Below are 19,681 nucleotides of genomic sequence, written 5' to 3' on the forward strand. Positions count from 1 at the left end.
TATGAAGATTATATCCTACAATGTAAACGGAATTAGAGCCGCCTTAAAAAAAGGTTTTTTAGATTGGCTAGAAGCAGCCAATCCAGACATTCTATGTTTACAAGAAACCAAAGCACATAAAGAACAATTAGACCTTAGCGTTTTTGAAAACTTAGGGTATAAATACACTTATTGGTTCTCTGCACAAAAAAAAGGATACAGTAGTGTAGCCGTTTTGTGTAAAGAAGAACCAAACCATGTAGAGTACGGAACGGGTATAGAAACTATGGATTTTGAAGGTAGAAACTTACGTGTTGATTACGATACGTTTTCTGTAATGAGTTTGTACTTGCCATCTGGAACTAATGATGCTCGTTTAGATTTTAAATTAAATTATATGGATGAGTTTTTGGATTATGTAACAACGTTGCGTACCCAAATTCCAAATTTAATTATTTGTGGGGATTACAATATTTGTCACGAAGAAATAGACATTCATAATCCAAAACAGAATAAGAATACTTCTGGGTTTTTACCGGTAGAAAGAGCGTGGTTAAGCAGGTTTATCAATAGTGGATTTGTAGATAGTTTTAGACATTTTAACAAAGAACCACATCATTATTCTTGGTGGAGCTACAGAGCCAATGCACGAAATAATAACAAAGGTTGGCGAATAGATTACCACATGGTAACTAAAACCTTAGAAGATAGATTAGAGAGAGCTTATATTTTGCCAGAAGCAAAACATTCAGACCATTGCCCAATAGTTGTAGAAATTTCTAAATAGTACCCTCACATGAAAAAAGTTTTATTGACCCTTTTTGCAGTTGCAACTTTAACTAGTTGTGTAACCAAACAACAATTCACAGAATTATCAGATAAATATGATAGATTAAGAGATACAAGTGCAGATTTGGTGGCTCAAAATGATGAGTTAATCAAAGATAAATTTGGAATGTCTAAGGAGTTAAGAGATTTAAAACAACAACATTTATACTATAGCAATCAATCTAAAAAATTGAATGAAGAAATTGAATCTATCATGGGTAGATACAACAAACTTCAAGAATCTTATGATGATTTATCTGCAAACAGTTCATCCACTATAAATTCTAAAGTTAGAGAAAATCAAACCTTATTATCAGAATTAGAAATTAAGGAAGATAAGTTGTTAAAAGAAGAAGCTAACTTAAGAAAGTTAAGAGCTGCTTTAGATTCAAGATCTCAAAGAATTACAGATTTAGAAGCATTAATAGCTAGTAAAGAGGCAGCTATGCAAAAGTTAAAAAGTGCTATTAGTGAAGCCTTGGTTAGCTTTGAAGGAAAAGGATTAACTGTTGAAAACAGAGATGGAAAAATTTATGTTTCTATGGAAAATAAATTGTTATTCCAATCTGGAAGATGGGATATTGGAGCCAATGGAAAATCTGCAGTAACAGAATTGGCTAAAGTTTTAGAAAAAAATCCATCTATTAATGTATTGATTGAAGGACATACAGATAACGATCCTTATCATGGTGGTGTTATACAAGATAACTGGGATTTATCTGTAAAAAGAGCTACGGCAATTGTTAGAGTTTTACAAGATCAAAACGTGTCTCCAAAGCAAATTACAGCGGCAGGACGTAGTGAATATATTCCAGTGGCATCAAATGCTACAGATGCTGGAAAAGCCAAGAACAGAAGAATTGAAATTGTGTTGTCTCCTAACTTAGATGAGGTAACTAAATTATTAAACGAGTAGTATTTTGAGTTGTAGATTGATGAAGTTTGGAGTAATAGCCCTATTAATAAGCTATTCTGTTGTTGCCCAACAAGAAAAAGATACTTTAGGTGTTGATGAAAAAGAAGTTGTAGAAACTTTTGTTACCTATGAAGATGCTATTGAAGAGGCTGAAATTGCTAAAATTGATAGTCTTTGGATAGAAAATTTATACAGAGCATCTTTATCTGATAGTTTGTTTGAAAATTTAAAACCTATTGAAGATGATAGATTTGTAAACGAAGATTTACCTACTGATACGCTAAAATATAGATTAGAACGTTTAAATGAGAAAACTCCTTTTCATATTGAATACAATATTGAATTGGAAAGAATTATTAAAAGTTACTTAAAATACAGAAAGAAGTATTATCCACAAATGATGGCAAGAGCGGAATATTATTTTCCGTTTTTTGAAGAGCAATTGGCTCAGTACGAAATTCCTTTAGAAATAAAGTATTTGGCTATTGTAGAATCTGCTTTAAAGCCTAGAGCAAAATCAAGAGTTGGGGCAACCGGTTTGTGGCAGTTTATGTATCAAACAGGTAAAATGTTCGATTTAAAGGTTAGTTCTTATGTAGATGAAAGACAAGATCCTGTAAAATCTACCAAAGCAGCTTGTAAGTATTTAGAGCAATTGTATCACAGTTTTAACGATTGGGATTTAGCATTGGCAGCTTATAATTCTGGACCAGGAAATGTATCTAAAGCTATTAGAAGATCTGGAAACAGAACTAATTATTGGAACATTAGACCTTTTTTACCAAAGGAAACAGCAGATTATCTTCCTGCGTTTTATGCTACCATGTATATTTTTGAATATGCCAAAGAGCATCAAATTTATACAGAACAACCAAGAATTCATAAGTTTGAGGTAGATAGTATTCAGGTAAAACAATTGCTAACATTTCAGCAAATAAATGATATGGTAGGTACAGATATAGAAATGTTAGAATTTCTAAATCCGTCTTACAAATTAAATATTGTGCCTTACGTAAAAGGAAGAAACTACAAATTAGCACTTCCACTAAAAGATGCTTTAGCTTTTGTAGACAATGAAGACAAAGTATATGAATATGCTACTTTGCAAGCAAATGAAAGAGAAAAACCGTTGCCTCAGTATTTTGAAATGAGTCAGCGTATTAGCTATAGAGTAAAATCTGGAGATTATTTAGGATTAATTGCAGATAGACATGGAGTTTATGTAAGAGATCTTAAAAAGTGGAACAATTTAAAATCTACCAATTTAAAAGTTGGGCAGCGATTAACAATATATCCTAAGCGGTTAAATTATACGGTTGCAAAACCACAACCTGTAAAAAAGCTAACCAAAGTAGAGGTTCCTAAAAAAGGAACAAAAACCTATCATACGGTAGTAAATGGAGACAATCTTTGGGATATTTCTAAAAAATACAACGTAACGGTTACCGCTGTTAGATCGTGGAATAATCTTTGGGGTAGTAACAATTTAAAATTAGGTAATCAATTGGTTATTTATAAAATGTAAGCATCTATGAAAAAAATAATTACTTTTTTAGCATTCGTTTTATTAGTTGCCTGTGGTAACAAAGATGGTAAAAAACAAGACAATAGTTATATGATTCCTGAATCTACAGGAAGAATCAATCATATAATTGTAGTGGTAGAACCTCAGCATTGGGAGGGTAAAATAGGACAAGCTTTTAAAGAATTAATAGCGGAGCCTATGGTGGGTTTACCACAACCAGAATTTCAATTTAACATTTCTACCATTCCACCAAAAGCATTTAATAAAATGTTTCAACACAGTAGAAACTTGTTAGTGTTGCAATTGTCCGATAAAGAAACGTTTAGAACTACTAAAGACAAATACGCAAAACCACAAACCATTGTAGAGTTAAAAGCTCCAACGGTAGAAGAATTGGTGAAATTAATAGCTTTAAAAGGTCCTGATATGATTAAGACTTTTAAGAATGAAGATATTAAAACCATTCAGAAAGAGAATAGCAGAAATAAAATGGTTAAAAAAATAAATGCTTTGACTGGTTTGGGAATAAAAATGGAAATTCCCAACAAGTACAGAGTAGTTATAGATACTCTAGATTCATTTATGTGGGTGAGAAGTCACATAGCTGGAGGAATTGCAGCCGGAGATCAAACAAATAATTTATTGGCTTATGAAGTGCCTCTTTTTGATGATAGTAAGTCTGTTTTAGAACAAATTATTCAGAATAGAGATAAAGTAGGTAAAGCATATATTAGAGGTAATAATGTAGATAAAATGTACATGATTACAGAAGCTGCTAGAACTCCTGTAGTAAAAGAAGTTACAATTAATGGTAAAAAAGCTTATGAAACTAGAGGTACTTGGGAGGTTTTTGGGGCTTACAATGCAGGTCCTTTCTTAAACTATTCTATTGTTGATGAAAAGAATAATAGAGTTGTTGTGGTAGAGGGTTTTAATTACGCTCCATCTGTAAACAAAAGAGATTTTATGTTTGAATTAGAAGCCATTCTAAAAACAACTAAACTTAAAGACTAATACATATTTTAGTTCCTTTAGCATATGCTTTCATGCTAGAAATAATAATTTCTTGTTGATTTAATTTTACTTCAACTAAATAAAAAACTCCTTTGTAATAGCTGTTTAACACAGTAGCTTTTATATTTGAGTTTTCTACAATCTTAAGCTGTTCTGGATAAAGAACAGCTTTTCCTTTTTTAGAAATTCCTAGAGAGCTGTACGGAATCTCGTTTACTTCGTTAAAAAAAGAAGCTACATAGGTTGATGTTGGATGTTCATAAACCTCTTTAGGAGACCCACTCACTATTATTTTAGTATCTCTTATAATATGTAAGGTGTCGGCAAAAGACAAGGCATCAGTACTATCGTGTGTAGCTACAATACAAGCTATATTTTGTGCTTTTAAATAGTTAAACAAACGTCTTCTTAAATGATTTTTTCTAAAGTTATCTATATGACTAAAAGGTTCGTCTAATAATAAAATTTTAGGTTCTTTGGCTAAAACTCTTGCAATGGCAACTCTTTGTTTTTGTCCACCACTTAAGTTTTTTACTTTTATATTGGCAAAATCACTCATGTCTACTACCTCTAGTAGTTCTTTAATTCTTGCCTGTTTTCTTTCTTTGTAAATGTTAGATAAAAATTCACCTACGTTTTCTGCAGCTGTTGTATAAGGCATTAAACTAAAATCTTGAGCCAAATACTTCATAAACGGATGACCAGGAATAAGATTAAATTTAGGACCCAATAATTTTTTATCGTTGTAAAAAATAGCTCCTTGTTCAATGTCCATCAATCCGTAAATTAATTCAAGTAAGGTACTTTTTCCACAACCACTTTCTCCCAAAAGAGCAATGTATTCACCAGCCTGAACCTTAAAGTTAATGTTCTTAAGTATGGGTTTATCTTTAATGTAAGCGTAGGAAACGTTTTCAATAGAAAGCATATAAATTTCTTTAAGCCACAAATATAAGGTTTCTAAGGAGATAGAATTTCAGAATACGAAAATCTGAAAACATAAAAATTACCTTGTGGTTTTCATAAAAACGTTTAAATTTAACATATGTTAAAACGTAAAACTATAACTATGAAAACTACAATAAGAATTGTTTTATTAGCGATTATTTTTGTGCAATTTGGATATGCTCAAGATGAGTTTGAAAGCTCTTTTGACAAAGAAAATACCTTGTCTGCAAATTTTGGAGCAACTACCATTGGGGATCAAACCTTTGTAGGGTTTAGAGTACAACCAGAATTCTCTATAGGTAAATTTGGACTAGGATTAGATGTGCCTTTATTGTTTAATACCGAAAATGGTGAGCTAAGAACACAGGAATTTAATAATGGTGTTGGAGTCTTAAGAATGGTTCGTTACTTACGCTACGGTAGAAAGAAAAAAGATGCTGTGTATGCTAAGTTAGGAGATATGACAGGTGAACAACTTGGTTTTGGAGCTTTATTAGGAAACTACAGCAACGCTATTTCTTTTGAAAGACGTAAAGTAGGTATTAGTGCCGACTTATTATTCAAAAAAACAATAGGTTTAGAAGCTATTTATAGCGATGTAAATTTTGATGGAACTCAAAAATTATTAGCCTTAAGACCTTATTATAAGCCATTAGCAAAAACAAGTATTCCAATTTTAAAAACATTAGAGTTAGGAGTTAGTTATGTTTCTGATAAAGATAATTTTGAAGAAACTACTGAAGCGGGTGTAACTTCTAACACAACTTTTACCAGAGATGGAAACAGTGCTGTTGGTGTAGATATAGGGATGACTTTATTAAAAAATGTTTTGTTAAAATTAACTTGGGATGCACAGTATGCTAAGTTAAATAAAAACGAAGCTTTGGCAGAAGATGTAAATATGAATCCAGGTAATTATCTTAATGGGAATACTTATGATGACGGTAGTGGTTTTGCAACAGGTTTAGAAGCTCAGTTTAGATTTGTGGCAAATGTATTTCATTTAAATGCTAGAATAGAAAGACAATGGTATGGAGAAAACTATATTCCACAATTCTTTAACTTTGCTTACGAAATTAATAAAGATGCTCGTTTGACTGAATTAGTGGGAGCAGAAAAATCTCAAGGTATTTACGGACGTTTAGGAAGTGAAATTTTAGGATTAGTGAAAATAGAAGGAGAATTAATTTTACCAGATGATTTAGAGAAAAGTAATAGAGGTGCTATTGTAGGTTTAAATTTACAAACAAAAGAGATTGCAAATTTTAGAGCAAGAGGTAAATATGTAAAAGGGCAATTATCAGATTTAGGAGATGCTTTTAAGTTTGATTCTAAATCGTTAGCTAATATTTTAGTGACCTATAGAATTAACAAGTTCTTAGAAGCGGGAGTAGATTACCAATGGACATATGCTGAAAAAGAAGATGGTACTTTTGGAACAGTTAACCAAGTAAGACCTTATGTAGGAGTAAATATTAAACTGTAATACAAATAATACATCATAAAAAAGGCTCACTATTGTGAGCCTTTTTTGGTTTTTAAAGGTTGAATCTTATTTTTCAACCTTTAAAATATCTTTAATCAATTCTTCAAATTGTTGCTTAGGTAAAGCACCTTGAGCCATTTGTGGTTTTTCTCCTTTTGGACAGAATAATAAAGAAGGAATAGAACGAATTCCAAAAGCACCTGCCAATTCTTGTTCAGCTTCTGTATCTACTTTATAGATATTTATTTTTCCATCGTATTCTTTTTGTAAGTCTTCTAATAGTGGGGCTAAGGCTTTACAAGGTCCACACCAGTCTGCATAAAAGTCAATAATTGCAGGAACATCTCCAGCAAAATCCCATTCCTGAGAAGCTTCAAAATTAAATACTTTGTCTAAAAAATCTTGTTTTGTTATTGTTTGTACCATTTTGTTGTTGTTTTAGGTTTATGGTTTCAAAATTATTAATTACTAAGTCGATTATCAGTAACAAAAATTACAGAAGTAAAATTGTAAGATTAATTCATTAAAAAAGGTTGTCTAAAAATGTTTTACAAACGTCATACTGAACTAAAATCAGGATGATGTGTATTGAACTTTTAGACAACCTCCATAGGTATAATATCAGCAAGTACTATGCCAACGCTGTCTCTATAATCTCTTTAATAAAAGGACTTTTTTCGTCAGCTAAAATAGCTTCTAATGCTATTTTATTTTCTGATAGTAAATTAGCATCTGAAATAGTAATGTTAATCGCTTCTAGTTTAATAGCACCATTTTTCATTCCTAAAGCTTTGCTAATAAATGCCTTTTCATCAGTACTATTAACTCCTATATATTTAAGTGTTAATAAACCAGCTAATACATCTTTATTGGCAATAGCATCATTTAATTTAGTGGCTAACACCTCTTTGTTCACTTTGTTAGCCAAAGGTTCTATTTGTGTTAAAAGTTCAGCTCTATCTTCGTTAGAACGTGCTTTTAAATATTTTCCTGCCAAAGCAATAATAGCATCATAAGAAGCATCGTTTGCAGGAGTAGCCGTTTTCTTTTCTTCTTTTGCCCAAGAATCTGTTAACCCAACCGTACGGTTAAAAATTAGCTGCTTAGAAGTACTATCTGTATCGGCACAAAAATATCCTTTACGTTGAAATTGGAATCTGTCTCCAGGTTTAGAAGTCAATAAGCTTGGTTCTACCAAAGCGGTAATTACTTCTAAAGAATTTGGATTGATGAATTGTTTAAAATCGATGTCTTTATGGCTGTCCGGAGCTTCGTCTTTAAATAAACGATCGTATAAATTAACTTGAGCTTTTACAGCGTGCTTGCTACTTACCCAGTGAATGGTTCCTTTTACTCTACGTTTGCTTGCTTCGGTTCCAGATCCAGAACGAGAGTCTAAATCTGCCGTACAATGGATTACGGTAATATTTCCGTTTTCGTCTTTTTCTATAGAGTCAGCTTTAATAATGTATGCGTTTTTTAAACGAACTTCTCCACCAATTTTTAATCTAAAGAATTTTTTATTGGCTTGTTCTCTAAAGTCTTCTCTCTCTATAAATAATTCTTTAGAAAACGGAACTTCTCTTTCTCCAGCAGCTTCATCTTCAGGATTGTTTTCTGCAATTAAAATTTCTTCTTTATCAGCAGGATAGTTATCAATCACTAATTTAATAGGATCTAACACTGCCATTACACGTGGTGCTGTTTTGTTTAGTTCATCTTTAATACAGAATTCTAACAAAGCCACATCGGTTACGTTGTCTCTTTTAGAAATTCCAGCAATTTCACTAAATTTTCTAATAGAATTAGGTGTGTATCCTCTACGTCTTAATCCAGAAATGGTTGGCATACGTGGATCGTCCCAACCAGAAACCAATTTTTCTTGTACCAATTGTAACAGTTTACGTTTACTCATTACCGTATAACTAATGTTTCTACGGGCAAATTCACGTTGTTTTGGTTGAATTTTATCAGCATCGGCAACTTGAGCTAAATACCATTCGTATAAATCTCTATGACTTTTAAACTCTAAAGTACATAGTGAATGTGTAATGCTTTCTAAATAATCAGATTCTCCATGAGTCCAATCGTACATAGGATATATTACCCAATCGTTTCCTGTTCTGTGGTGATGCTTTTTTAAGACACGATACATAATAGGATCACGCATATGCATGTTATTGTGTTGCATGTCAATTTTAGCACGTAAAATAGCTTCTCCTTCGTTAAATTCACCATTCTTCATTCTTTCAAACAAGGCTAGGTTTTCTTCAACCGGAGTATTTCTGTAAGGTCCTGCCACACCAGATTCGGTAGGAGTTCCTTTTTGTTTTGCTATTTCTTCAGAAGATTGCATATCAACATAAGCATTTCCAGCTTTTATAATGTCGATAGTCCAATCGTATAATTGTTGAAAATAATCAGAAGAATACAATTCTTTATCCCATTTAAAACCTAACCATTGTACATCACGTTTAATGGCATCCACATACTCTTGCTCTTCTTTAGCAGGGTTAGTGTCGTCAAAACGCAAGTTTACAGGAGCGTTATATTTTTCACCCAAACCAAAGTTTAAGCAAATAGAAGCAGCGTGTCCAATGTGTAAATATCCATTAGGTTCTGGTGGAAAACGGAATCTTAGATTTTTTGGATCCAATCCATTTGCCAAATCTTCTTCAATGATTTGTTCAATAAAGTTCAATGATTTCTTTTCTACCATTTCAACAAAAATAATCAGTTATTAAGTCAGCAAATTTACAGAAAACAGAACGAAAACGATGAATTTATAGTTTGAAGTTGAAATATGTTCTTATCTGGTATAAATACGATTTAAGAATGACCATATCTTTTTATAATTTAACCATCTGAAAATAAAGTATTGGTATTAAAATTGTGATTTTAGTGATTGATATATAATATCTTCTTAATTCTATTAAAATTAAAACAACAACTATGCAATTTAAGTTAACAGTTAACAACAAAAAATACGAGGTTGATGTAGATGGAGAAACACCACTACTTTGGGTATTAAGAGATTCGCTGCATTTGGTAGGAACCAAATTTGGTTGCGGTGTAGGTCAATGTGGTGCCTGTTCTGTTCATATGGATGGAGTTATTACACGTAGTTGTTTGTTGCCAGTTTCTATAGTGGGAGATGCTAACATTACCACGGTAGAAGGTTTGTCAGAAAAAAACGATCATCCTGTGCAAATAGCTTGGAGAGATATAGATGTACCACAATGCGGTTATTGTCAAGCAGGTCAAATAATGACAGCATCTGCATTTTTAGCACAGAATAATAATCCAAGTAAAGAAGAAATTAAAGAGGCTATGCATGGTAATATTTGCCGATGTGCTACTTATAAAAGAATAGAAAAGGCAGTAGAAAAAGCAGCAGAATTAACACAAACAATTAAGTAACATGGCAAAGCAACAACTACAAATGGATAGAAAATCTTTTATAAAAGTTTCGCTATTATCTGGTGCTGGAATTGTATTAGGAGTTAATTTTTTACAAAGCTGTCAGTTTAAAAATGACAAACCTATAGATTTAGAAGCCTTAGATTACAATGAATTTAATGCCTATATACAAATAGCTAACAATGGAAGAGTAACTATTTATTCTCCCAATCCAGAAATTGGGCAAGGAGTAAAAACATCTATGCCTATGATTGTGGCAGAAGAGTTAGATGTGCCTTGGGAACATGTAAGAGTGGTTCAAGCAAATTTAGATACTAAAAATTTTAAAAGACAAGTAGCAGGAGGAAGTCAGTCTATCCGATTTTCTTGGTTGCCTTTAAGAGAAGCCGGAGCTACAGCAAGACAAATGTTGATAAACGCTGCAGCTTTAGAGTGGAATGTAAGTGCTAACGATTGTAGTACAAGTGATGGAAATGTAATTCATCCCAACGGTAAAAAGTTAGGCTATGGAGATTTAGTAGTAAAAGCAGCAACGTTAGAAGTACCTACAGAAATTACCTTAAAAAATCCTGAGGATTTTAAAATTATAGGAAAACAAGCCAAAAATGTAGATAACTTTAAAATTACCCAAGGAGCACCATTGTATGGAATGGATTATTTTGAAGAGGGAATGGTGTATGCTTCTATTATACATCCACCGGCTTTTGGCCAAAAATTAATAAGGTTTGATGCATCGGAAGCTTTAAAAATTAAAGGAGTTTCAGAAGTTGTAAAAACAGGAAACAACATTGCCGTAATAGCCACCAGTACATGGATTGCTTTTCAAGGTAAAAAAGCGGTAAAAGCTACCTATAGCAAAGCCAATAAAAATGAAGATTCTACCTATTTTGATCAATTAGCAGAAGAAGCCTTAGCTTCTGGAAAGTTTAAAAAGGTAAGAGAAGATGGAGATGTAAAAAAAGCTTTTAAAGAAGCTGATAAAGTAATAGAAAGAGTGTACGAGGCTCCCTTTTTAGCACACAACACCATGGAGCCCATGAACTTTTTTGCCAATGTAACTGATGAGATCATTGAATTAAAAGGACCTATACAAACTCCAGAATTAACCGCTAAACAAGTGGCTAGAAATTTAAAAAGAGAGGTAGATGAGGTGCGTGTAGAAATGTGCAGAATTGGTGGTGGTTTTGGTAGACGTTTAAAAGGAGATTATGCCATTGAAGCTGCGTTAATTTCTGATAAAATTAAGAAACCTGTAAAATTGGTTTACACCAGAGAAGATGATATGACAGCGGGTTGGTATAGACCTAAAGTAAAATACAAGATAAGAGCAGCAATTAAAAACGATAAAATAACAGGCTATCATTTAACAGATATTTCTGTAAATGCGGTGGTTAATAAACAAAGAGCTAATTTTTTCCCTTCAGGAGCTATAGATAATTTGTTAATTGATACGTACAAAATAAAAAGTAAAGTAACTTGTTTTGCGTGGAGAGCACCCATTTGTAACATTTTGGCTTTTGCAGAACAAAGTTTTTTTGATGAGTTGTCAGAAGAACTAAACATAGATCCTATTCAGTTACGATTAGATTTGCTAGAAAATGCCAAAAAGCACAAAGATCAGAACATGGAATATTCTCCTGAAAGAATGCAGGAGGTTATTAAAAAAGTAGCTAAAGAAGCCCAATGGGGAGTTTCAAAGCAAGGAGTTTATCAAGGTTTTAGTGCTTATTATTCTCATAATACCCACGTGGCTCAAATTGCAGAAGTGGTTTTAAAAGACAACAAGCCTGTGGTAACCAAAGTATACTGTGTTGTAGATTGTGGAATTGTAGTAAATCCGCTAGGAGCAAGAGCGCAAGCAGAAGGTGGTATTATAGATGGAATTGGACATGCTATGTTTAGTGAAATGATTGTAGAAAACGGAGTGCCAAAAAGCAATAATTTTCATCAGTATAAATTAACAAGATTAAAAGATGCTCCGGAAGTTGTGGTTTCTTTTGTAGATAGTAAAGAAGCACCTACAGGAATGGGAGAACCTACCTTGCCACCGGCACCAGCAGCAGTAGCTAATGCTTTGTATGCTGCCATGGGTAAAAGATTTAGAAAACATCCTTTTGTTAAAAATGGCTTAAATAGTTAGGGTTTTATGACTCATGAATTTAAAGAAATATTAGAAGCTTACCTTAAAGCCAAACAACTTTCTAAAAGTACGGTGTTAGCAACCTTGGTATCTGTTAATGGATCGTCATACAGAAAAGAAGGGGTGCGAATGCTTATCCATCAAAATATGCAGATTGTTGGAGCAGTAAGTGGTGGTTGTGTAGAAAAAGAAGTGGTGTTACAGTCGCAATCTGTATTTGCCACAGGGCAATCTAAGTTAATTAGTTACGATGGAAGATACAGGTTGGGATGCGAGGGAACGTTGTATTTATTGTTAGAAAAACTAAACATTTCTGATGAGGTAATTCTTAAAATTCAACATTGTTTTGCAAATAGAAAGTCATTTCAACTCAATACTTTTTATGCTGATGCGCTAACTGTGGGAGGAGGAACCATTGTTCAGTTAGATGGTGTAGATTATCCAATTTCTAATTTTAATAGAAAAACAAAGTTTAAAAACTGCTTTCATCAAATCATGGAACCTATATTTCAAATTTACATTGTAGGTACAGAGCACGATGCAAATAGTTTAAGTCAGCAAGCCTCTTTTTTAGGATGGGAAGTAATTATTGTAAACGGAACTAAAACATTAAAATCTATCAATGATTTTATAGGAACTAAGAAAATCATCAATACAGAAGAAGACGATATTAATGAACTTAAGATAGATAGAGAAACGGCAATTGTGTTGATGAATCATAATTATGCAAAAGATTTGTGGTTTTTACAACGTTTAAAAAAATCAAAACCATTATATATTGGTTTGTTGGGAGCAACAAAAAGAAAAGAACAATTGTTTACGGCTCTAATTGAAGACGATTTGGATATTTCTGAAGAGTTTTTAGAACTCATTCATGGACCCACAGGTTTAGATATTGGTTCTGTAACTCCTCAGGAAATAGCAGTTTCTATTGTGGCAGAAATTATAGCTACTAAAAAGAATAAATTAGTAAGTTCTTTACCAAAGAATACTAGTTTAAAACTATCTATATAAGATGATTGCAAACACAGCCTTTTTAATAGTAGCAGCAGGAAGTTCAAGTAGAATGAAACAACCCAAGCAGTTACTTCCTTTTAAAAATGATGTTTTGTTAACACATGCCATCAAACAAGTATTGGCGGTTTCTAAAGAAAATGTGTTTGTGGTGGTAGGAGCAAATAGCGATGTTATTACTAAAACCATTAAAAAATATTCTGTACATATTTTAAATCATCAACAGTGGAAAAAGGGAATAGGAAGTTCTATTGCTTATGGAGTTTCAGTAATTCAGAAACTTAAAAAACACCAAAGAGTTTTTGTTTTATTAGCCGATCAGCCTAGTATTCAAACAAAAGATATTCAGCAAATTTTGGAATATCACTACCATCATCAATGTGAAATTACGGTAACAGCTTGTCTTAATTATACAGGAGTTCCTGTTGTTTTTGAACAAGAATTTTTTAAAGAATTAGTTTTGTTGTCTAAGGATGATGGAGCTAGATCGATTCTTAAAAAACACGAATCAGAAGTGTCTACGTTTGTTTTGAAAAAGGAAATTTTAGACATAGATACCCCAGAGGATTATGCTAAAATGTTAAAAAGTTTAAATGCTTTGTTATAGATTTGCGTTTCTAAACCAGAAGATATGGGAATTATTAGAGTTCAGAATATTAGAATATACAGCAATCACGGATGTTTAGAAGAAGAAGCTAAAATAGGTTCTCACTATCGTGTAGATGTAGCTGTAAAAGCAGATTTAAACAAATCAGCAATTTCAGACAAATTAGCAGACACGGTAGATTATGTTCATATTAACAAAATTGTAGAAGAAGAAGTATTGCAACGTTCGGAACTGTTAGAGCATGTGGTAGAAAGAGTGTTGGTAAGGTTGTTAAAAGAAATTTCTTTAATAGAAGAAGCTACGGTGGCTTTATCTAAATTAAATCCACCTATTGGAGGAGATGTAGAGGCTGTAACGATTGAAATGACTAAAAAAAGATAAGAATTTTTGAAAAAAAGTATGAAAGTGTATTGTACAATGTACAAAATTATATAAATTTGCACGCTCAATGGTGTTTTGGCCGAGCGGCTAGGCAATGGTCTGCAAAACCATGTACAGCGGTTCGAATCCGCTAGACACCTCCAAAGTAACCCATCACTTTTAGTGATGGGTTTTTTTATGAAATTCTATTTAATTACAGTGGTTCTTCCAAAGCTTTGGGATACTAAGCACCTCCAAAGTAATCCATCACTTTTTAGTAATGGTTTTTTATTTTTCCTCTATTTTCTACGGTGTGCTTTTCTTTTCAGCTCAAAATTAAGAGCTATCCGTACTACACAAATCTCATTACAACACCTGTTTTTTAGCAGGTCAATTTGTTTAATAATGTCTTAGTTTTATACTTTAAGTCAAATCAAAAAGCAATTTTTGATTTCTAAAAGGAATATCAGTTTGGTTTTTAAAACGCGTTACTCCTTGTATATTATTTTGAACATCAACTATGAAGACAGTTATATTTACAGATTTAGACGGAACTTTTTTAAACCATAACGATTATTCGTTTGCTGCATCTGCAGTGGCTTTAGAGCAGGTTTTTAAAAAAGAAATACCTCTAATATTTACCACAAGTAAAACCAAAATAGAAGTTGAACAGTTACAGCAAAAAGTAGGTGTTAAAGAACCTTTTATTGTAGAAAACGGTGCGGCTCTTTTTATTCCGAAAAATTATAAAGGTTTTGATTTTTCTTTTTTAGACGTGTTTGAATCTTATTACATAGTACAATTAGGAGTTCCGTATCATCAGGTTTTAGAGTTTTACAATACCTATAAAGAAGAGTTTGGAATGTTAGGTTTTAGCGATATGACAGATGAAAAGGTAATGGAACTGACAGGTTTATCTATAGAAAATGCAAAAACATCTAAACAGCGAAATTTTACAGAGCCTTTTGTGTTGGAAAATGATTTGCAAATAGAGGAGTTAGAAAAATTAGCGAGTAAGCATCATTTAAAAATTACCAAAGGAGGACGATTTTATCACTTGATAGGTGAAAATCAAGATAAAGGAAAAGCGGTAGAAAAATGTGTGGCAATTTTTGAAAAAATGTATCATGAAGAAGTGAAATCTATCGGATTAGGAGATGGACAAAACGATGTGCCCTTGTTAAATAGTGTAAATGTGCCTATTGCCATTCAAAATCACGAGGGAGAATATGTGGGTTTATCAAACTCAAAATTGCAAAAATCGAGCTTTAAAGGAGCTAAAGGTTGGAACGAAATGGTTATGAAAAATGTATAAATCAGAATTAGAAAAAATTTACTTTAAAGCTTTACACAAAGTAAAAGCTACGTCTTTAATAAAAGACAATATATCTGTAGATGAAAATATCATCACTATAGTAGAGAACGATTATGTGCTAAAACAAGATACACGCTTTTTTGTGTTTGGTGCAGGAAAAGCCGCTTTTGATATGGCTAAGGAGTGTGAAGTTATTTTAAAAGATAAAATTTCTGGAGGTGTTGTAATTTCTACATCTACGGGAGATTTACAATATGCAAAGCATTTTACATCTACACATCCTTTGGTGTCCGATAAAAGTATAAAAGCAGCAGAATTATTAGTAGAAGGAGTTCAGCAGTTAACAGAAAACGATGTGTTTGTGTTTTTGTTGTCTGGAGGGGCTTCGGCCATGATAGAAAAACCAATTGAAGGATTAACATTAGATGATTTCACCAAAATATCATCAGCTTTATTAACTTCTGGAATAGATATCAAAGCATTAAACACAGTAAGAAAATCAATCTCACAAATAAAAGGAGGTAAGTTAGCCAATCATATAAAAGCCAAAGGAGAAGTTTTGGTGTTGAGTGATGTTATTGGAGATGATTTACACACCATTGGTTCGGCACCTATGAATAATGGAAAATTTCCTCATCACATTATAGGAAATAATGAAATTGCTTTGCAAGAGGCAAAAATGTATATGAGTTCTAAGGTTGAGATTGCAGATATTGTAACTACAACTTTGGAAACAGATTCAGAAAACGCAACGTTATTTATTAGTGATAAAATCAAAGAATATGACAAACAATACAATAGTTTTTGCTTGTTGTTTGGTGGAGAAACTACAACGGTTGTGTCGGGTAATGGTTATGGAGGTAGAAATCAGGAGTTGGCTCTAAGACTGTTGTTAACAGATTGTGTAACAGAAAATATTAGTATTCTAAGTGCGGGTAGCGATGGTATTGACGGAAGGTCTGAAGCAACAGGTGCTTATATAGATATTAATAGTTATGAAAAAATAAAGAATAAAAAATTAGATCCACAAGCCTATTTAAAAAACAGTGATAGCAATACGTTTTTTAAAAAAATAGGAGATGATTTTGTAACGGGAATTTCGGGTACAAATGTGATGGATTTTATAATAATCGTAAAAAATAAAAGATAGTATGGCAGATTTTTTTCAGAATGGTGTAATTACAACACTTCAGAATTTAGGAGATAGAACATTAGAAGATTTAGAAAGTGAGTTAGAAGGTTTTAGCAAGCGAAGAGGAATGTTGTTAATGTTGCCTGCCTTGTATTCTGAATTTGAAACTCCTGCAATGCACAAAATTATAGAGGAGTTAAAACATGTAAAATATCTTTATAAAATTATTTTAGGATTAGACCAGGCTACAGAAGAGCAGTTTGAAGAAGTTAAAAAATTAATGTCTGTATTGCCTTGTCAGGTAGATGTTTTGTGGAATGATGGACCTAGAATACAAGAGTTGTATGCAGATCTTACTGCCGAAGGTTTTCCGGGTTTACAAACGCCAGGAAAAGGAAGAAATGTTTGGACCATGATTGGGTATGCATTGGGAGATAAAGATGCTTATGCTTTTGCTTTGCACGATTGTGATATTGTAAATTACAGTAGAGAAATTCCTGCAAGATTATTTTACCCTATAGTACACCCAGCTTTAGATTTTGAATTTAACAAAGGATTTTATTCCAGAGTAACCAATAAATTACATGGTAGAGCTACCCGTTTATTATACACACCTTTGGTAAACTCTTTGGCTAAAGTGTACGGAGAAAGTAAGTATTTAGATTATATGGGGAGTTTTAGATATTCATTATCTGGAGAGTTTTCTTTTGTAAGATCGTTGGCAAGAGGTATTGGAATTTCTCCTACTTGGGGGTTAGAAGTTTCTACGTTAAGTGAAGTGTATAAAAACACTTCTAACAAAAGAATTTGTCAAACAGAAATTATGGAGACCTACGAGCACAAACATCAAGATTTGGGAGATCAGGCTTCTGGTTCCGGAATTTATAAAATGTCTAAAGATATTGCCAAAACCTTGTTTAGAGTCTTGGCACAAGAGGGAGTTGTGTTTTCAGAAGCTTCTTTTAAAACGCTGTTAGCTACTTATTTTCAAGAATCCCGATTTGAAATTTCTAAATACAATGCCCTAAGTAAACTAAATGCATTAGAGTATACTAGAGAAAAAGAAATAAAGGCGGTAGAAGCTTTTCAGAATGCTATAGAAGAAGCCTCTCATGAGTTTTATGAAGATCCAATGGGTACTCATTCTTTATCATCTTGGATTACGGTGAGATCTGTAATGCCAGATTTTTCAGAAAAATTTGTAAACTACGTTAAAAAAGACAATGAATAATGAAGCATATTTCAGACAAAAACCACACAATTAACAAAAGACTGCATAAATTATATTCACCTGAAGTTGCAGATAGAGCTGTAGATAGTATCATTGATTTAATTTTTAAATACAAATCTAGAATACAATCAAAAGACTATCAGTTAAGTGAAAAAGATGTGATTTTAATTACCTACGGAGATCAGGTAAATAAAGATTACGAACCATCTTTACAAACTTTAAAAGGCTTTATGGATAAGCATTTAAAGGGGATTATAAATTCAGTACATATTTTACCTTTTTATCCTTATTCTTCTGATGATGGATTTTCGGTAGTAAACTACGGAGCCGTAGATCCTAAAATGGGTTCTTGGAGAGAAATAGAACAAATTAGTGGAGAATATAGATTAATGGTAGATGGGGTCATCAATCATATATCTCAATTTTCAGATTGGTTCAAAGCTTTCTTGGCAGGAGATCCTTATTTTCAAGATTTTTTTACAGAAGTAGATCCTACCTTAGACTTAAGTAAAGTGGTAAGACCAAGAGCTTTACCGTTGTTAAGTGAATTTGTAGATAGCAACGGAAAAACCAGACATGTATGGACTACCTTTAGTAAAGATCAGGTAGATTTAAATTACAAAAGTCACCGAGTTTTAAGAAATGTATTAGATGCACTTTTTTATTATGTAGAAAAAGGAGCAACTTTAATTAGATTAGATGCTATTGCATTTATTTGGAAAGAAATAGGAACCGAATGTGTTCACTTAGAACAAACACATGAGCTAATTCAACTAATGCGAGAAGTGTTGCATGAAGTAGCTCCGGAAGTAATTATTATTACAGAAACCAACGTACCACATCACGAAAATGTATCTTATTTTGGAAGTGGTGATGATGAAGCTCAAATGGTTTACAATTTTGCTTTGCCACCTTTATTGGTGCATTCTATTTTGAATCAGAATACCAAAACGTTAACAAAATGGGCTAAGACATTAACCTTACCTAGTGACAAAGTATGCTTTTTTAATTTTACAGCAAGTCACGATGGAATTGGGTTAAGACCTGTAAAAGGAGTTTTAACAGATGATGAGGTTCAGTACATAGGAAAAAGAGTGAAAGAACACGGAGGCTTGGTTTCTTATAAAACCGATGCTGATGGAACACAAAGTCCATATGAATTAAACTGTAGTTATATAGATGCTTTAACACATCCGGATGAAGATGATGAGGTTCGTTACAAAAGAATGTTTTTAGCACAAGCCACAGTATTGGCAATGCCGGGAGTTCCCGGAGTTTATTTCCATTCTTTGGTAGGGTCAAGAAATTATCACGATGGGGTAAAGCATTCAGGGGTAAATAGAACCATTAATAGAGAAAAATACCATATAGATTGGCTAGAAAAAGAATTAGAAACAGAAGGAACTTTGGCTAAAAAAATGTTAGAAAATTACAAAGAATTAATAGATACCCGTATAAATGAACCTGCATTTAATCCTTTTGGAAAATTTGAGTTTTTAGATTTAGGAACTTCACTTTTTGCAGTAGACCAACATTGTATACATCAAAAAGAAAGAATAGTGGCAGTACATAATTTTTCTGAGACTGCTGTTACTTGTGAGTTGCCTGGAACCATAGCATTTCCCTTAACGGATATTTTAGCTCCAAATTCTACAGAATTAACAAACTCAACCATTACTTTAAAACCTTTTCAAATGATGTGGTTAAAAGGAAAATTGTAGTAAATAAACGTTTTTAAGTATATTTTTAGAAAATAACATTCGGTT

17 protein-coding genes and 1 tRNA gene are annotated in these 19,681 nt (G+C 32.6%); 15 read left to right on the forward strand and 3 right to left on the reverse strand.

Going from position 1 to position 19,681, the window contains the following annotated elements; all coding sequences use genetic code 11:
- Position 1 precedes the first annotated feature (1 nt).
- The 4 genes from GGR97_RS00675 to GGR97_RS00690 are packed head-to-tail and all read left to right on the forward strand — an operon-like array spanning position 2 to position 4,262.
- Positions 2-766, forward strand: coding sequence for an exodeoxyribonuclease III (locus tag GGR97_RS00675; RefSeq protein ID WP_167896492.1), 765 nt, complete (start codon positions 2-4; stop codon positions 764-766).
- Positions 767-775: 9 nt separating this feature from the next.
- The gene (locus GGR97_RS00680; RefSeq protein ID WP_167896493.1) at positions 776-1,723 is read left to right on the forward strand and encodes an OmpA family protein; all 948 of its coding nucleotides are present in this window, start codon (positions 776-778) and stop codon (positions 1,721-1,723) included.
- Between the two features lie 4 nt (positions 1,724-1,727).
- A complete protein-coding gene (locus GGR97_RS00685; protein WP_245229422.1) occupies positions 1,728-3,248 on the forward strand; it encodes a transglycosylase SLT domain-containing protein in 1,521 nt (506 codons plus the stop codon).
- 6 nt (positions 3,249-3,254) lie between these two features.
- Positions 3,255-4,262, forward strand: a complete 1,008-nt coding sequence (locus tag GGR97_RS00690) for a DUF4837 family protein (RefSeq protein WP_167896495.1) — start codon at positions 3,255-3,257, stop codon at positions 4,260-4,262.
- On the opposite strand, the gene GGR97_RS00695 is transcribed toward GGR97_RS00690, so the two are convergent.
- Positions 4,252-5,190: an ABC transporter ATP-binding protein gene (locus tag GGR97_RS00695; RefSeq protein WP_167896496.1), complete on the reverse strand. Its 939-nt coding sequence runs from the start codon at positions 5,188-5,190 to the stop codon at positions 4,252-4,254. The genes GGR97_RS00690 and GGR97_RS00695 overlap by 11 nt on opposite strands.
- Before the next feature lie 141 nt (positions 5,191-5,331).
- Between GGR97_RS00695 and GGR97_RS00700 the strand changes: the two genes are divergently transcribed.
- A complete protein-coding gene (locus GGR97_RS00700; protein ID WP_167896497.1) occupies positions 5,332-6,696 on the forward strand; it encodes a hypothetical protein in 1,365 nt (454 codons plus the stop codon).
- 66 nt (positions 6,697-6,762) lie between these two features.
- On the opposite strand, the gene trxA is transcribed toward GGR97_RS00700, so the two are convergent.
- Positions 6,763-7,122 carry a thioredoxin gene (gene trxA, locus GGR97_RS00705; protein WP_167896498.1) on the reverse strand — a complete coding sequence of 120 codons (360 nt, stop codon included), beginning with the start codon at positions 7,120-7,122 and terminating at the stop codon, positions 6,763-6,765.
- Positions 7,123-7,327: 205 nt separating this feature from the next.
- On the reverse strand, positions 7,328-9,415 hold the full coding sequence (locus tag GGR97_RS00710) for a glutamine--tRNA ligase/YqeY domain fusion protein (RefSeq protein WP_167896499.1): 2,088 nt from the start codon (positions 9,413-9,415) through the stop codon (positions 7,328-7,330).
- Between the two features lie 233 nt (positions 9,416-9,648).
- On the opposite strand from GGR97_RS00710, the gene GGR97_RS00715 reads away from it, so the two are divergent.
- The 10 genes from GGR97_RS00715 (at position 9,649) to GGR97_RS00760 (ending at position 19,636) form a co-directional block, all read left to right on the forward strand.
- On the forward strand, positions 9,649-10,116 hold the full coding sequence (locus tag GGR97_RS00715; RefSeq protein ID WP_167896500.1) for a (2Fe-2S)-binding protein: 468 nt from the start codon (positions 9,649-9,651) through the stop codon (positions 10,114-10,116).
- A gap of 1 nt (position 10,117) precedes the next feature.
- A complete protein-coding gene (locus GGR97_RS00720) occupies positions 10,118-12,256 on the forward strand; it encodes a xanthine dehydrogenase family protein molybdopterin-binding subunit (RefSeq protein WP_167896501.1) in 2,139 nt (712 codons plus the stop codon).
- Positions 12,257-12,262: 6 nt separating this feature from the next.
- Positions 12,263-13,270, forward strand: coding sequence for an XdhC family protein (locus GGR97_RS00725; protein WP_167896502.1), 1,008 nt, complete (start codon positions 12,263-12,265; stop codon positions 13,268-13,270).
- A 1-nt stretch (position 13,271) separates the two neighbouring features.
- The gene (locus GGR97_RS00730; protein WP_167896503.1) at positions 13,272-13,877 is read left to right on the forward strand and encodes a nucleotidyltransferase family protein; all 606 of its coding nucleotides are present in this window, start codon (positions 13,272-13,274) and stop codon (positions 13,875-13,877) included.
- A gap of 24 nt (positions 13,878-13,901) precedes the next feature.
- Positions 13,902-14,258 carry a dihydroneopterin aldolase gene (folB, locus tag GGR97_RS00735; protein ID WP_167896504.1) on the forward strand — a complete coding sequence of 119 codons (357 nt, stop codon included), beginning with the start codon at positions 13,902-13,904 and terminating at the stop codon, positions 14,256-14,258.
- A 69-nt stretch (positions 14,259-14,327) separates the two neighbouring features.
- A tRNA-Cys gene (locus tag GGR97_RS00740) sits at positions 14,328-14,401 on the forward strand.
- Between the two features lie 356 nt (positions 14,402-14,757).
- Positions 14,758-15,552 carry an HAD-IIB family hydrolase gene (locus GGR97_RS00745; RefSeq protein WP_167896505.1) on the forward strand — a complete coding sequence of 265 codons (795 nt, stop codon included), beginning with the start codon at positions 14,758-14,760 and terminating at the stop codon, positions 15,550-15,552.
- Complete coding sequence (locus GGR97_RS00750) at positions 15,545-16,702, forward strand: glycerate kinase type-2 family protein (protein WP_167896506.1); 1,158 nt, start codon at positions 15,545-15,547, stop codon at positions 16,700-16,702. The genes GGR97_RS00745 and GGR97_RS00750 overlap by 8 nt, the downstream gene beginning before the upstream one ends.
- 1 nt (position 16,703) lies before the next feature.
- Positions 16,704-17,915 carry a glycosyltransferase family protein gene (locus GGR97_RS00755; RefSeq protein ID WP_167896507.1) on the forward strand — a complete coding sequence of 404 codons (1,212 nt, stop codon included), beginning with the start codon at positions 16,704-16,706 and terminating at the stop codon, positions 17,913-17,915.
- Complete coding sequence (locus tag GGR97_RS00760; protein WP_167896508.1) at positions 17,915-19,636, forward strand: sugar phosphorylase; 1,722 nt, start codon at positions 17,915-17,917, stop codon at positions 19,634-19,636. Before GGR97_RS00755 ends, GGR97_RS00760 begins: the two co-directional genes overlap by 1 nt.
- The last annotated feature ends 45 nt before the right edge of the window (positions 19,637-19,681 follow it).

Origin of the sequence: Wenyingzhuangia aestuarii (assembly GCF_011927765.1) — a bacterium.
GTDB classification, from domain to species: domain Bacteria; phylum Bacteroidota; class Bacteroidia; order Flavobacteriales; family Flavobacteriaceae; genus Wenyingzhuangia; species Wenyingzhuangia aestuarii.